The 14,208-nt window shown below is 70.1% G+C and carries 15 protein-coding genes and 1 pseudogene; 4 read left to right on the top strand and 12 right to left on the bottom strand.

All coding sequences use genetic code 11. From position 1 onward, the window contains the following. Positions 1–10 precede the first annotated feature (10 nt). The 3 genes from ACQ86M_RS18900 to lysA are packed head-to-tail and all read left to right on the top strand — an operon-like array spanning position 11 to position 3,656. The gene (locus tag ACQ86M_RS18900) at positions 11–1,507 is read left to right on the top strand and encodes an amino acid permease (RefSeq protein WP_431246578.1); all 1,497 of its coding nucleotides are present in this window, start codon (positions 11–13) and stop codon (positions 1,505–1,507) included. Further along, positions 1,504–2,394, top strand: coding sequence for a universal stress protein (locus ACQ86M_RS18895; protein WP_431246577.1), 891 nt, complete (start codon positions 1,504–1,506; stop codon positions 2,392–2,394). The genes ACQ86M_RS18900 and ACQ86M_RS18895 overlap by 4 nt, the downstream gene beginning before the upstream one ends. Positions 2,395–2,396: 2 nt before the next feature. Beyond that, positions 2,397–3,656, top strand: coding sequence for a diaminopimelate decarboxylase (gene lysA, locus ACQ86M_RS18890; RefSeq protein WP_431246576.1), 1,260 nt, complete (start codon positions 2,397–2,399; stop codon positions 3,654–3,656). Here lysA and ACQ86M_RS18885 read toward each other — a convergent pair. From ACQ86M_RS18885 to ACQ86M_RS18845, 9 genes and pseudogenes are all read right to left on the bottom strand, one after another. Further along, positions 3,610–3,864 carry a hypothetical protein gene (locus ACQ86M_RS18885; protein WP_431246575.1) on the bottom strand — a complete coding sequence of 85 codons (255 nt, stop codon included), beginning with the start codon at positions 3,862–3,864 and terminating at the stop codon, positions 3,610–3,612. The two genes, lysA and ACQ86M_RS18885, sit on opposite strands and share 47 nt — an antisense overlap. Continuing rightward, positions 3,861–4,811, bottom strand: coding sequence for a nucleoside hydrolase (locus ACQ86M_RS18880; RefSeq protein WP_431246574.1), 951 nt, complete (start codon positions 4,809–4,811; stop codon positions 3,861–3,863). Before ACQ86M_RS18880 ends, ACQ86M_RS18885 begins: the two co-directional genes overlap by 4 nt. Then, a complete protein-coding gene (locus ACQ86M_RS18875) occupies positions 4,808–5,632 on the bottom strand; it encodes a ribokinase (RefSeq protein WP_431246573.1) in 825 nt (274 codons plus the stop codon). The genes ACQ86M_RS18880 and ACQ86M_RS18875 overlap by 4 nt, the downstream gene beginning before the upstream one ends. A gap of 4 nt (positions 5,633–5,636) precedes the next feature. Beyond that, positions 5,637–6,245: pseudogene (locus ACQ86M_RS18870) on the bottom strand (nucleoside hydrolase); the annotation flags it as partial. Next, complete coding sequence (locus ACQ86M_RS18865) at positions 6,173–6,538, bottom strand: nucleoside hydrolase (RefSeq protein WP_431246572.1); 366 nt, start codon at positions 6,536–6,538, stop codon at positions 6,173–6,175. The gene ACQ86M_RS18865 and the pseudogene ACQ86M_RS18870, both read right to left, overlap by 73 nt. Positions 6,539–6,584: 46 nt before the next feature. Beyond that, positions 6,585–7,454, bottom strand: a complete 870-nt coding sequence (locus ACQ86M_RS18860; protein ID WP_431246571.1) for a carbohydrate ABC transporter permease — start codon at positions 7,452–7,454, stop codon at positions 6,585–6,587. Beyond that, a complete protein-coding gene (locus ACQ86M_RS18855; protein ID WP_431246570.1) occupies positions 7,451–8,392 on the bottom strand; it encodes a carbohydrate ABC transporter permease in 942 nt (313 codons plus the stop codon). The genes ACQ86M_RS18860 and ACQ86M_RS18855 overlap by 4 nt, the downstream gene beginning before the upstream one ends. Further along, positions 8,389–9,018, bottom strand: coding sequence for an extracellular solute-binding protein (locus ACQ86M_RS18850; RefSeq protein WP_431246569.1), 630 nt, complete (start codon positions 9,016–9,018; stop codon positions 8,389–8,391). The genes ACQ86M_RS18855 and ACQ86M_RS18850 overlap by 4 nt, the downstream gene beginning before the upstream one ends. Further along, a complete protein-coding gene (locus tag ACQ86M_RS18845) occupies positions 9,012–9,674 on the bottom strand; it encodes an ABC transporter substrate-binding protein (protein ID WP_431246568.1) in 663 nt (220 codons plus the stop codon). Before ACQ86M_RS18845 ends, ACQ86M_RS18850 begins: the two co-directional genes overlap by 7 nt. Before the next feature lie 126 nt (positions 9,675–9,800). Between ACQ86M_RS18845 and ACQ86M_RS18840 the strand changes: the two genes are divergently transcribed. Next, positions 9,801–10,799: a LacI family DNA-binding transcriptional regulator gene (locus tag ACQ86M_RS18840; RefSeq protein WP_431246567.1), complete on the top strand. Its 999-nt coding sequence runs from the start codon at positions 9,801–9,803 to the stop codon at positions 10,797–10,799. A gap of 32 nt (positions 10,800–10,831) precedes the next feature. Here the strand turns inward: ACQ86M_RS18840 and ACQ86M_RS18835 are convergent, their stop codons facing one another. Genes ACQ86M_RS18835 through ACQ86M_RS18825 form a run of 3 tightly spaced genes read right to left on the bottom strand, consistent with a single transcriptional unit; the run spans position 10,832 to position 14,208 of the window. Next, complete coding sequence (locus ACQ86M_RS18835; RefSeq protein ID WP_431246566.1) at positions 10,832–12,169, bottom strand: NosD domain-containing protein; 1,338 nt, start codon at positions 12,167–12,169, stop codon at positions 10,832–10,834. Beyond that, complete coding sequence (locus ACQ86M_RS18830; protein WP_431246565.1) at positions 12,166–13,146, bottom strand: glycosyl hydrolase family 32; 981 nt, start codon at positions 13,144–13,146, stop codon at positions 12,166–12,168. Before ACQ86M_RS18830 ends, ACQ86M_RS18835 begins: the two co-directional genes overlap by 4 nt. 15 nt (positions 13,147–13,161) lie before the next feature. Next, positions 13,162–14,208, bottom strand: coding sequence for a LacI family DNA-binding transcriptional regulator (locus tag ACQ86M_RS18825; protein ID WP_431220009.1), 1,047 nt, complete (start codon positions 14,206–14,208; stop codon positions 13,162–13,164).

Raw genomic sequence — 14,208 nt, 5'->3', positions numbered from 1 at the left:
GGAGACTGGTATGCCCACCATCGCCCAGCAGCTGCTGCGCAGAAAACCGACGACGCCTCCCGCGGCGGGTGAGGCCCAGCTGAAGCGCAGCATCGGCCTCTTCTCGCTGACCATGATCGGCGTCGGCGGGACGCTCGGAACGGGGATCTTCTTCATCCTGTCCCAGGCGGTCCCGGTCGCCGGCCCCGCCGTCATCTGGTCGTTCGTCATCGGCGGAGTCGTCGCAGGGCTCACCGCGCTCTGCTACGCCGAGATGGCGGGCGCCGTCCCGGTCTCCGGTTCGACCTACTCGTACGCGTACGCGACGCTGGGCGAAGGCACGGCCATGGCGGTCGGCGCCTGCCTGCTGCTGGAGTACGGCGTCTCCACCGCCGCGGTCGCCGTCGGCTGGTCGCAGTACGTCAACCAGCTCCTCCAGAACCTGGTCGGCTGGCAGCTCCCGGTGCAGCTCTCGCAGGCACCCGAGCAGGGCGGCATCGTCAACGTGCCCGCGGTGATCGTCATCGTGCTTTGCTCCCTGCTCCTGCTGCGCGGAGCGCGCGAGTCCACGACCGTCAACAGCATCATGGTGGTCATCAAGATCGCCGTCGTGGTGTTCTTCTGCGCGGTCGCCTTCACGGGCTGGAACGCCGACCACTTCCACGACTTCGCCCCCGCGGGATTCGCGGGCATCGTCGGCGGCGCCGGCATCATCTTCTTCTCGTTCGTCGGTCTCGACGCCGTGTCGACGGCCGGTGAGGAGGCGAAGAACCCGAAGCGCAACCTGCCGCTCGCCATCATCTTCGCGCTGGTGATCATCATCGTGCTCTACGTCGGCACGAGCCTCGCCGCCCTCGGCGCGCAGGCGCCTGAGAAGTTCGCGAACCAGGATGCGGGACTCGCCGCCATCCTGCAGAACATCATCGGCTCCAGCTGGCCCGGGACCATCGTCGCGATCGGCGCCATCATCTCGATCTTCTCGGTCACGCTCGTCGTGCTGTACGGGCAGACGCGCATCCTGTTCGCCATGTCGCGGGACGGGATGATCCCGCCGGTCTTCGCGAAGGTGAACCCGCGGACCATGACCCCGGTGCAGAACACCGTCATCGTGATGATCGCCACGGGCATCCTCGCGGCCGTCGTCCCGATCGACTTCCTCGCCGAGATGACGAGCATCGGCACCCTCGTCGCCTTCCTCGTCGTGTCGCTCGGCGTCATCATCCTGCGGGTGCGGGAGCCGGAGCTGGAGCGCGGCTTCCGGCTGCCGTTCGGCTGGACGATCCCCATCCTGTCGATCGCCGGGTGCATCGCGATCATCACCCAGCTGCGCGTGATCACGATCGTGGTGTTCCTCATCTGGACGGCAGTCTTCCTCGTCTTCTACTGGTTCTACGGCCGGAAGCACTCGGCGCTGCAGGCCGGCCCGCCTGCCGCAGACTCGGAGGCCCCGTACACGAGCAGCTTCGGCCAGCCCAGCCGGAGCGAGATCCGCGAGGCGGCCGAGCGCAGGAAGGCGGACCGGAGATGAGCATCCTCGTCGGGGTCGACCCCGCGCACCGCTCCGCATCGGCGCTGCACCTGGCCGCGATGCTCGCCCGCTCGGCGGGCACGGACCTCGTCGTCGCCGTCGTGCACCCGCCTGCCTGGCCGACGACGGCCGGAGGAGCGGATGCGGAGTGGCGCGGCTACACCGCGGACAACGCGAACACCGCTCTGGACCACGCCGCAGCCGTGCTCGGCGGTGACATCCCCGCCGAGTACCTCCTGCACGAGGCGCCGTCGGCGCGGCGCGGGCTGGTCGAGCTCGCCGAGCGGCGCGAAGCGTCCCTGATCGTGGTCGGGTCGGGAGCGGGCGGGCAGCCGGGGCGCATCGCGCTCGGCTCCGAGAGCGACGCGCTTCTGCACGCCTCGCCGGTTCCCGTCGCCATCGCCCCGCGCGGGTACCGGACCGGCGAGGGCGCACGCGTGGGCCGGGTGACCGCCGCCTACCGGGGCACCGGCGCCTCCGCGGGCCTCGTGCTCGGCGCGGCGCGGGTGGCCGCGACGATGGGCGCGGAGCTGCGCGTCGCCTCCTTCGCCGTCGTGCCGCGCGACTCCGGGACGTCGGGCGCCGGCCTCGACGCCGAGCTGCCCATCGCGGACACCTGGGCGGCCGACATCGAACGGCACGCGGCCGCGGTCGTGCGCCAGGTCACGGAGCTGCAGGACGCCCCCACCGTCTCCGGGATCGCCGTCGGGATGGGCGAGACGTGGGAGTCCGCCATCGCGGACATCGGCTGGGAGCCCGGGGAGGTGCTGGTGGTCGGCTCGAGCACGCTCGGCGCGATCGCCCGCGTGTTCCTCGGCTCGCACGCCGCCAAGATCGTCCGTCACTCCCCCGTGCCGGTCGTCGTCGTCCCGCACGAAAGGGCCTAGCCATGCCACATCCCCTTCTCGACCTGTTCCCGGACGGAGCAACCGTGGACCCGGACGGCACCCTCGTGATCGCCGGGTGCCGGGTCGACGACCTCGCGCGGGAGTTCGGCACGCCCGCCATCGTCGTCGACGAGGGCGCGCTGCGCGCACGGGCACGCGAGTACCGCACCGCGCTCACGTCACGCCGGCCGAACGCGCGCGTCGTCTTCGCGTCGAAGGCGTTCCCGGCCACCGCCGTGCAGCGGGTCATGGTGGAGGAGGGGCTCGGCCTCGATGTCGCCGGCGGCGGCGAGATCCTCAGCGCCCTGCGCGCGGGAGTCGATCCTGCGCTCGTCGTGATGCACGGGAACGCCAAGACCACGGAGGAGCTGCGGATCGCGGTCGAGGCACGGATCGGCCTCGTCGTCGTCGACAACGAGGACGATGTCGACCGGCTGGAGCAACTGGTCGCGCCGGGGAGCACGCAGGGCGTCCTCGTCCGGGTCGTCCCCGGGGTGGCCTCCTCGACGCATCCGCACGTGCAGACCGGGCAGGTCGGTTCCAAGTTCGGGCTGACGCCCGCGGCCGCGCGCCGCGTCATCGCCCGGATCGAGGCCAGCCCTCTTCTCGCGCTGCGCGGGGTGCACGCCCATGTCGGCTCGCAGATCATGGATGCGGCGGAGCTCGCCGCATCCGTCGCACCGCTCGCCGCGCTGGGCGCCTTCCCGGTCTACGACCTCGGCGGAGGCCTCGGCGCGCGGTACACGTCCGCCGATCAGCCCGCGACCGTCGACGAGTACGTCGACGCGCTGCTGGCGGCGGCCGACGAACACCTGCCTGCGGAGGCGGAGATCATCATCGAGCCCGGCCGCAGCATGGTGAACGGCTCGGCGTTCACCCTTTACACCGTCACCACCGTCAAACGGGACGCGCGGAACTTCGTCGCCGTCGACGGCGGCATGGGCGACAACCTGGAGGCCGCCCTCTTCCAGCAGCGCTACGAAGCCGTCCTCGCCGGCCGCCTGCGCGAGGAGGACGCGGAGGATGTCGTGGTCGTCGGCCGCCACTGCGAGTCCGGGGACGTGCTCATCGACCCGCTCCGGCTGCCGGCCGCCCGGGTCGGCGACCTCCTCGCGGTTCCGGCCACGGGCGCGTACACGCACACCATGGCGAACAACTACAACGGCTACCGCCGGCCGCCTGTGGTGTTCGCACGCGACGGCGGGGCGAGGGCGGTCATCCGACGGGAGACGTGGGAGGACCTGTTCGACCGCGACGTGTGAGGCTCAGAAGGCGGATGTGGACCGCATCGATGACGCAGACGGCTGCGTTCATCGCGACCATCGGCCACACTCCCAGGGCGGCGTTGAAGCCGACGAGCAGCACCGACGCGGCGAGGTTCAGCCAGCGCAGGACCAGCATTCTGCTCTGAAGGAGGGACACGACCAGGAGAACGGACCCCGCCCAGCCGACCGCCTGGAGCCAGATCATCGGCGCCCCGCCGAGGCACCGAGGGCGTTCATGATCGCCGGAAGGCACGGCGCCGTCTCCATGACGACCGAAGTCGACGGCCGGCGCTCACCGCGGGCCGCCTCGCCTCTCCGCACGAGCGACGTGCGCCCCCGATCCGGCCCGCGGCTGGTGTCGACCGTGATCGAGCCCTTCACGGCGCGTGTGATCGGAAGGGCTCCGACCGCGATCGCCGCCGCGAGGGGATCGTGGAGGGCGGCACTCCGGGTTCCGAAGACGCCCTCGTAGAAGTCCAGATATACCTCGAACGCCCGGGCGACCGCACCCAGCAGGGCATTGCCGTCCGCCGCCAGCGCAGCCACGTCCCGCTCGGTGATGACGTGGTTCATGGTCACGTCCAACGGGACGAGCACGACCTCCCACGGCGCTCCGAAGACGATCGACGCCGCCTCCGGGTCGTTCCAGATGTTCGCCTCCGCCACCGTTGTGACGTTCCCAGGCACGTCGACGGCTCCACCCATCACCGTTACCCGTTCGATCCGCTGGGGAAGCGTCGGGTCGGTCAGGAGCGCCTCCGCGAGGTTCGTCAGCGGCCCGATCGCCAGGACGGCGAGCCGGCCGGCGCGGGCGTGCGACAGCTCGATGAGCAACTCGGCGGCCGTGGAGGCGATCGGCGCTGTCTGCGACGGCGGCACCCGCAGCGGACCCAGGCCCTCCTCCCCGTGCACGTGGGCGGCCCCGCCTCCGAAGGCTCCCGCCAGCGGGTCGTTCCGGCCCACGGCCACCGGGATTTCAGGACGGCCCGCGAGCTCCAGCAGGTGGAGCGTGTTCCTCGCGGCGGTCGCCGCCGAGACGTTGCCGCTCACGGTGCCGATGCCGGCCAGCTCCGCACCGGTGCGAAGCAGGAGGGCGAGCGCGAGAGCGTCGTCGATTCCGGTGTCGCAGTCGAGGTAGAGCGGCCCGGTCATGCTGACGCCCGGTAGTGGCCGAGCGGTCGCAGCGCCGGCTGTGAGGCCCTGTCCGCAACGGCGGCGGCGCCCACTGCGGACGCCGTCGCGAGCGCGCTCCGCGGGTCATCGCCTGCGGCGAGCGCGAGGGCCACCGCAGCGCAGTACGCGTCTCCTGCGCCGACGGAGTTCACGGCGGAGACCTCCACGGCCGGCACGGTGAACCGGTGCTCGCCCCTCTCGTAGAGGGCGGACCCCCGGCTGCCGTAGGTCACGACCAGTCGCCGGGCCTCGGCGAGCGTCGGGATGGACGCGTGCTCGTGCTCGTTCACGACGATCAGGTCCGCCCGGCGGATCAGCCGCTCGGGGAGGTCCCGCGCCGGGGATGCGTTGAGCACGGTGAAGGCGTCGGTCGCGAGGAAGGCCGCTTCGACCACCTCGAGCGGGATCTCGAGTTGTGCGATGAGCACTTCGAAGCCGAGGTCGGCCGGCTGCGTGACCTCGGCGTTGGCCCCGGGCACGACGACGATCTGGTTCTCGCCCGACCGGTCGGTCGTGATGAGCGCGACCCCGGTCGGGGCGGCGACCCGGCTGATGTCCTCGGTGCGCACGCCCGCCGCCCGCAGGGCGTCGAGCGCAATCCGGGCGACGGAGTCCGAACCCACAGCGCCGAACATCGTGACGTCCGCCCCTAGGCGCGCTGCCGCGCACGCCTGGTTGGCGCCCTTGCCTCCGGCCTCCCGCCGGAACGCCTCCGCCGTCACCGTCTCACCGGGCGCCGGCAGACGATCGGTGGCGGCGACGAGGTCGACGTTGATGCTGCCCAGTACTGCTACGCGCATGCACTCAGCCTTCCAGCACCCGGGCGCGGGCGGCCGCCGACACCACCGCCCGGACGATCTCGTCGCCGACGGCGCGTGCGTCCGCGTCGATGGCGACCCGGACCCATCCCTCCGGATCGCTCCGGAACGCGCTCCGCCCTGCTCCGTCGCCGTCGGCCTGAATGCGGACGGTCCCCGGTCGGCTGAACGTGAAGAGGTCCGGGCGCGTGAGCGTCAGCACCGTCACCGGGTCGTGCGGCACGTTCCACTCGGTGTCCCAGTACTCCCACCACTGGGCGATGTCGGCGTACAGGGCAGCGCCGGCGGGCCCCGCCTCGGCGATTCGCGCCACAGCGTCGCCGCGGATCTCGATCCGGCGAGTCACCTCCAGGCCCGTCACGACGGTCGGTATGCGGGCATCGAAGACGAGCTGGGCCGCCGTGGTGTCCGAGCGGAAGTTGTGCTCGGGCTCATCTCCGGCGAACGCACCGCCCATGATCCAGAGGCCCCGGACCGCGCTCGCGAAGCGCGGTTCCGCTTCGATCGCTCCCGCGAGGTTGGTCAGCGGACCGATCGCCACGATGTCGATCTCGCCCGGGTTCTCGAGCACCCGGCGCAGGAGGAAGTCCACGGCAGCCTCGTCCGAGACCGCCTCGCGGTCGAGGTCGGCGTGAAGGGTGCCTTCGTGGCCGGCCCACCAGACGTCCCGGCCTGAGAGGGGGTCTCCTCGCCGGGGTGCGCGAGGAGGTCCACCCCGGCGAGCCCCGCATAGCGCCGCACGATGCGGGCCCGAAGAGAGCTGTCGCCGTAGACGGTGGTGACGCCGTCGAGCGTGAGCGAGGGGGTGCCGAGGATCTGAACGAGAGCGAGCGCGTCGTCGACGTCCGATCCGATGTCGGTGTCGAGGATGATGCGGTGCGTGGGCATGTGTGTTCCTTGGTGTCGAAAGACGGGGGCCGGTCAGGGCGGCGGTCTACTTGAGGCCGCTCGTGCTCACGGATTGGATGAAGTAGCGCTGGCAGCCGACGATGATGGCGAGCGGGATGACGGTCAGCACGATCGACGCGGCGAACATGACGCCGTAGTCCACGCTGAACTGCCCCTGCAGGTTCGCCAGGGCGATCGGTCCGAGGATGTGCGCATCGTCGGTGCCCATCAGCAGCGGCCACACGTAGGCCTGCCACTGGAAGAGGAAGAGCATCAGCCCGGCGCCGATCAGCGCCGGCCGCGACAGCGGAACGTAGATGCGGCGGAAGATGCCCCACCAGCCGAGACCGTCGAGCCGACCGGCCTCCACCAGCTCGCCGGGGATCGCGAGGAAGAACGTGCGCAGGAGGAAGATCGCCATCCCGTTGCCGATTCCGGGGAGGATCAGGCCCGTGAACGTGTTCTGGAGGTTCCCGTCGCGGAACAGGCCGGCCAGCGGGATGGAGATCGCGTCGAACGGGATGAGGAAGCTCAGGATGACGATGGAGAACAGTGCCCCCCGCCCGCGGAAGGGGATGGCCGACAGCCCGAACGCGGCCATCGCGCAGATCACCAGCCCGACGACGACGGTGGTCACGCTGACGAAGAGGGAGTTGGCGATGGCGCGCCCCAGGTCGCTGTGCAGTAGCGCGAGGTAGTTGTCCACCGTCGGGGTCAGCGTGAAGAACGTCTGCCACTGAAGCGGGTTCAGGTAGCTGAAGGTCTCGGCGCCGGGCCGCAGCGAGTTGACGAAGGTCCACCACAGCGGCAGCAGGAACAGCAGACCCACGACGGCGGCGGCCACGCTGAGGCCGAGGTAGCCGAGCGTGCGCCGGCTCCGGGAGCGGAGCGGACGCGGAGCGGTGGTGGAGGTCACGATTCGTCGCTCCTCAGAAGCCGGAACTGCAGCGCCACGATCGCGACCGTGAGCAGGACGAGGATGATGACCTCGGCCTGCGCTTTGTTGAGGTCGCCCAGCGTGTACGCGCGGTTGTAGATGTCGTACATGAGGAGGTTCGTCGCGCCCTGCGGTCCGCCCTTGGTGAGGATCTGGACCGGGGCGAAGACGAGCAGGTTGGAGACCGTGTCGGCGACCAGGACGAAGGCAAGGGGCCGCCGCAGGAGCGGGAAGGTGATGCTCCAGAGCTGTCGCCAGCCGGACGCCCCGTCGAGGGACGCCGCCTCATAGTAGGAGGCGGGGATGTCGTTGAGCCCCGCGATGAGGAACAGCATCCAGTAGCCGACGCCGATCCACGAGAGCAGCACGATGATGCACCAGAGCGCCTGCTGCGGCGAGGTCAGGAACGGCTGGGGCGGGATGCCGACCAGCGACAGGAACGAGTTGGCGAGCCCGTCCGGGCGGTAGATGACGCTCCAGATGACGGCCGAGACCGCGGGCGGCACGGCGATCGGGAGGATGACGAGCGACCGCCAGAGCCGCGAGCCCGCCGACCGCTTGGTGTAGAGCACCGCCAGCACGAGGGCGACACCCACCTGGAGCGGATTGACGACCACCGTGAACAGGAGCGTCACGCCGAGCGACCCCAGGAAGTCCCGGCTGGAGAAGAGCTCCGCGTAGTTGCCGAGGCCGACGAACACGCTGCCGCCCTGCAGCAGGCTCTTGTGGAAGAACGACTCCCACAGCGCGTCGATGGCGGGCACGAGCCGGAGCACGACGAGGGCGAGCAGGGCCGGAGCGAGGAAGGCGAGGGCGACCAGAGCCGGCCGCTGCGTGCGCCTCCGGCGGTGCGGCTGGGTTATCGCCGCCCCGGAACCCGTGCTGCGGGTTCCGGGGCGGACGGCGCTGGTGGTCATTTCAGCTGGCTCCACGCGTCCTTGAGCTGCTGGGTCGCCTGGGCGAGACGGGACCGGACGTCGGCGCCGTTGCGGATGTCCGCGAACGCCTTGTCCATCACCGACTCGAACTGCACGTAACCGACCGAGACCGGACGGGCGAGCGCCGTGTGAGAGACCTCGTAGGTCACCAGCTTCTCGACACCGGCGCTGTGCGCGCCGCCGAGAGCCTCCAGGCCGGGCAGGTACTTCTTCTCGGCCGCCGTCACGGAGGGGATGATCGTGGTGTTCTTCGCGGTGAGCAGGTTGCCTTCGGGGTCGAGCGCCGCGTACTCCAGGAACTCCTTGGCCAGCTGCTTGTTCTTGGAGGCCGGGTTGATACCCCACGACCAGGAGCCGGTCGGCGTCACCTGCTTGCCGCCTTCGAAGTACGGCATGGGAGCCACACCCCAGTCGAATTTCGCGTTCTGGGCGAAGTTGCCGACGTCCCACGGGCCGCCAACGAAGAATGCGAGGTCGCCGTTCGCGAAGACGGGGGACGTCTGGAACCCGCCGACGCCGCGCGGTGACAGCCCGCTCGCGAAGCTGTCCGCGTACCACTGCATGGCCTTCTGCCAGCCGGCCGTCTCCACCGCCGGGGTCAGCATCTGCTTGCCGGTGATGCCGGAGCCTCCCCGAGCGACTCGACGAGCGGCTGCAACTGGTAGTAGGCCTCGACCTGCTCGAGCAGGAGGCCGTTCTTGACGCCTGCCGCCTGCGCCTTGCGCGCGGCGTCCTGGGTCTGCTCCCAGGTCCAGCGCTCCGCCGGATCGGCGCTGGGCGGGGTGACGCCCGCCTTGGCCAAAGCGTCCTTGTTGTAGAACATCAGCTGCGTCGAGTTCCACACCGACAGCGCCCACATCTTGCCGTCGTACACGTTGATCTTGTACTGGCCCTCCGACGTGGCGGTCTTCTCTCGGTTCCTGAGGTCGGAGAGATCCTCGAGGAATCCCTGCGCAGCGAGTTGCGGGATGTTGGGCTGGTCGACGGTGTAGACGTCGATCGTGCTGTCTTTGGCGGCGAGCCGCTGCTGGAGTGTGCTGCTCAGCTGGTCGAACGGGACCTGCGTGTACTTCACCGTGTCGCCGGGGTGCGCCTTCTCGAAGCCTTCGATGACCGGCGCGAAGGTCTTGGGGTCTTCCGGACCCAGCAGGTTGACGGTTCCCGTCGTCGGGGACGACGGGGATCCGGCGGCTGAACAGCCGCTCATGAGCAACGCCGACGCCGCCAGACCGGCCGCGACGACGAGGGAGGAACGCTTCATCGGGTTGTCCTTCTCTCGAATCTAAGCGGATAGAGCTAACCGCTTAGATGACGGTAGATCACCTCGTGCGGTCTTCGCAAGACCTTGGCTATGATTTCTCTAATCGATTAGAACCAAGGGGGATGCGTGGCAACTGGACGAGACGTCGCCGAACGGGCCGGCACATCCACCGCGGTGGTCAGCTACGTCTTCAACAACGGACCCCGGAACGTCTCCCCGGCGACGCGGGAGCGCGTGCTCCGAGCGGCCGCCGAGCTGAACTACCGGCCGAACGCCCTCGCCCGGGCGCTGAGCGCGGGAAAGACGCTCTCCGTCGGACTGGTCGTCCCCGATATCGCGAACCCGTACTTCGGCGAGCTGGCCCGCGAACTCGAACAGGCGGCCACCGCCCGGGGCCGCCTCCTCCTCATCGCGGATTCCGCCGGCAGCGAGGAACGCGAGCTGCAGCAGCTCAGCTCGTTCATCGAGCGCCGCGTCGATGGCATCGTGCTGGTCTCGGTGTCCGACGACCCGCAGCTGGACGGCGTGGCGGAGGCGAACATCCCCATCGTCGCCCTCCATCCGCTCGACCTGGATCAGCCCTCGTCGTCCCTCACCATCGACTACGACCATGCAGCCGAGGAGGCGACGCGGCACCTCGTCGACCACGGATACGCGTCAATCGGCCTGCTGAACGGGCCGACCGACTCCGCGGGCGCCCGGCAGCACGCCGCCGGGTTCACCCGGGCGATCCTCCGCTCCCCGGGGGTGGAGTCGGAGGCGCGCCGGGCGCAGACCTCGCGGGCGGATGCCGCCCGGGTCGCCCTCGAGTGGCTGGCAGAGGCGGGGCGCCCCCGTGCTGTCTATGCGGCCACAGACGAGCAGGCGTTCGGCGTGCTGTACGCCGCCGCCGAGCTGGGACTCCGCGTCCCCGAGGACGTCGCCGTGGTCGGCTTCGACGGCACGATCCACTCGGAGTACGCGGTCCCTCCACTGTCCACGGTCCGCCAGCCGATCCGGGAGCTCGCGTCCCGCGCCATCGAGGTGCTGATCGAGCCGGCGCATTCGCCGGTCCACGAGACGCTACCCCACCGCTTCCTCGCCCGCAGATCATGCGGGTGCCATGCAGAGCGGACCGAGGAGTAGGCGCCTTCGCCAGGCGCGCACACCGCCTGACGTCACCCGATGCCGGGGGTCGGCCGGAAGGCGTTCGCCGTCATGTCCAGGACCGTCTGCGCGGCGGTCCCGGAGTCGAGGACGGTGTTCGCCGTCGAGGCCGGCTCCACGAGCACCGTCACGACGTCGAGGGTATGCGTCGCGGCTGTGGCGAGCAGCGCATCCACCTGAGCGTCGAACGCGGACTCCCCGGACGAGGCCCGCACATCCAGCGCGACCACGTGGTTCGTGGCCACGTAGTTGCCGCTGCCCTCCGCGAGCCGGATGATGACCGGCGTGGCCCCGGCCGGACGCAGCTTCTCCGCGTCGACGACCTCGGAGAAGTGGTTCCCGATGACCGAGTTGTTGCTGCCCTCGATCAGCATCAGGCCGAACAGGTCGTCGCGTCCGTTGTCCACGTCGACGAACGGTGCCCATGGTTCCCGGTCGCGCAGCAGGTGATTGGTGGCGATCAGGTTCTCGGAGGCGTTCTCCTCGAGGATCACCATCCCGGGATAGAACGAGTGGAGGCGGTTGTTCGTCACGCTGGACCGGGTGACGCTCCGGAGGTGCACGCTGCTGGCCCCGCGCGGGAACACGTTGTTCGCCGTGATGAGCAGGCCGCCGTGGTTCTCGGCGTAGATCGAGTGGCCCTCGGGCCCGGCGCCGATCAGGTTGTCGGTCACCTTCGACGCCTGCCCCCACCCGCGCAGCTCGATGCAGCTGCCGCATTCGGCGAGGAAGTTGTCGTGGATCGACAGGGCGTCGGCGTTATGGATGGTCAGGGCGTGCTCGAGGTAGACGAAGCCCATTCCGGTGAAGCGGAAGGAGTCGTTCGCGCTGGCGACATGGATCCCTGTCCTGCCGTTGACGTAGGTGTTCTCGGGGTGGCGATCCGAGCCGTCGGCGGCGAAGTGAAGCCCGTCGATGCAGAAGTTCGCGAACTCCACGGAGCTGATCCGCGGGCTTCCGGCACGGTTCACGAGGAAGGCTGCTCCCGTGGACGGGTCGTCGCCGGCCTCCCCCGCCAGCTCGACCAGGATGCGGCTTCCGCCGGGCCAGAGCTCGTGAAGATCCGCCCACTCGTCCTCCGGGACGTTGAACCGGATGCTCGACGAGGTGAAGCCGTGTCCCGATCCTTCGATCCGGAGGAAGCTGATGTCGATCAGCACCTGGGTGCGGAGGCGGTAGTCGCCGGGCGGGATGGAGATCACCGCTCCGGGCTTGCCGCCGTCTCGGTCGACGGAGGCGGACTGGCGCTCCTTCACGTCCGCGATGATGCTGTTGATCACCGCGCCGATGTCCTCGGCGGCGTCGCCGCCGGGCCAGGTGGTCACGTCGTAGCGGAACGACGCGCTCACGAGCCGACTCCCAGCCGCTCCGCCGGGACGGCGTCAGTCTGGTCGAGCGTCAGTCGCCCATCGGCCCAGCGGACGGGGCGCGGGTCGGAGATCTCGCCGATCCAGCCGCCGTCACCGTCCGCGTTGTGGAACGCGAGGAGCTGCCAAGCGCCGCTGCGGTCTTGCACGAGACGGCCGACATAGAGCTGCTCGCCGGTGAGCCGGTACGACTGCGACGTGTCGAACGGCCCGGTGAGCGAATCGGTCGGGAAGGCCCACACTCCCCCGGTCGGATCCTGGGCTCGCCGCTCGGCGGAGAGCTCGGAGCCGAGGCAGGAGAAGAGGCCGATGGGCCTGCCGTCGACCTCGATGGTCTGAACGACCTCCAGGTGGCCGAACCCGGCACCGGGCTCCGAAAGCGGAGGCTGCACGGTCCAGGCCGTCAGGTCGGGCGACGTGGCGTGGCCGATGACGCCCCGGTCATCCGGCTCCCCCTGGTTGGCGCGTGCGGTGATGAGCATGTGCCAGGTGCCGGCGTGGGCGAACACCCACGGGTCCCGCCACGCCTGGTCCGGCCACTGCCGCGTATCGACCGTCTCGTACCACCGGGCGTCGGGTTCGAGCACCTGTCGCCCCGGTTCGCGTCGCCAGGTGAAGAGGTCGTCGGACACCACGGAGCTGATCCGCTGGGTGAGCCCGCCTTCGGCACGACTGACGGCGGTGTAGAACATCCGCCAGGTCCCGTCGTCCTGGCGCACGACCGAACCGGTCCAGGTCGCGAGGTCGTCGAACGCGGGCGAGTCGGCGGGGATGACGGCGTCCGCGTGCTCGGTCCACGAGATGAGGTCGTCCGAGGTTGCGTGTCCGATCGTGGCGCGCCAGTGCCGGCGGTCGGGGTCCACGAGTGCGCGGGACGCCTTGAGGAAGAAGAGGTGGAAGAGGTCGCCGTCGTCGGCGATCCAGAAATCCCACACCCAGGAGGCGGCGAGACGGAGCATGTGTGCGGGTACCTTTCAGTCGGCGCGGGGCGGAGTGACGGACCCGCGGATGACCAGCGGGCAGTCGAGCAGTGTCGGCTTGTCGGCGAGGAGGCGGTACTCGGCCTCGCCGTGCAGCAGGTGGACGAGCGTCTCCACGGCCCACGCCCCCATCTCGTAGTGAGGGAGGGCGACGGTGGTGAGGCCGGGGAAGAGGTTGGCGGCGATGAGCTCCTGGTTGTCGAACCCGACGATGGAGAGGTCCCGTGGGATCTCGAGCCCGAGCTCGGCGGCAGCCCGGTAGGCGCCCATCGCCATCCGGTCGTTGTAGCAGAACAGCGCTGTGGGGCGGTCGGCCCGGCTGAGCATCTCGCGGGCGAGCTCGTAGCCGGGGAGTGTCTCGGAGGGCGCGGAGGCGGTCAGCGTGGCGTCGAAGGGGATGCCGTTCCTCTCCAGCACCTCGCGGTAGCCGGCGAAGCGGAGGTGCGTCGCGGGGACGTCGTCGTCGTTGTTGAGGAAGCCGATCCGGGTGTGTCCCGCATCGACGAGATGGCTCACGGCCGCGACGGCCCCACCCACCTCGTCCGGGACGACGGCGGGCACGATGCCGGCTCGGTCCGTCGAGTCGATGAGCACCGAGGGAAGCGCCTGCAGGTTCGGCGGAAGCGACACCTGGCGGTGGTACATCGTCGCGTAGAGCACGGCATCCACCTGGCGGTCGAGCAGCGCCTGCACGTCGTCGCGGTGGGAGTTCCCGCTCGACTCGCGTTCCGTGTTGATGATGACCAGGGTGAGGTCGTGCTCCCGTGCCGCATCCTGAGCGCCGAGGATGATCCGCCCGGCGTGCGGCGTGGTGGCGATCTCCTCGCTGAGCAGCCCGATCAGGCCCGAGCGATTGGTGCGGAGCGCCTGCGCCGCACGGTTGGGCCCGTAGCCGAGGGTCTTCGCCGCGTGGCGCACGCGCGCCCGTGTCTCCTCGGCGACCCGCGTGTGCGGCGTCTCGTTGAGGACGTGCGAGACCGTGGTGACCGAGACCCCGGCCAGCTCGGCGACATCGCGGATGCTCGCGCTCTTCACTGCCAT

Origin of the sequence: Leifsonia xyli subsp. cynodontis (assembly GCF_050632205.1) — a bacterium.
Taxonomy (GTDB): Bacteria; Actinomycetota; Actinomycetes; order Actinomycetales; family Microbacteriaceae; genus Leifsonia; species Leifsonia xyli_D.
This window is presented reverse-complemented; position numbering and strand designations above follow the sequence as displayed.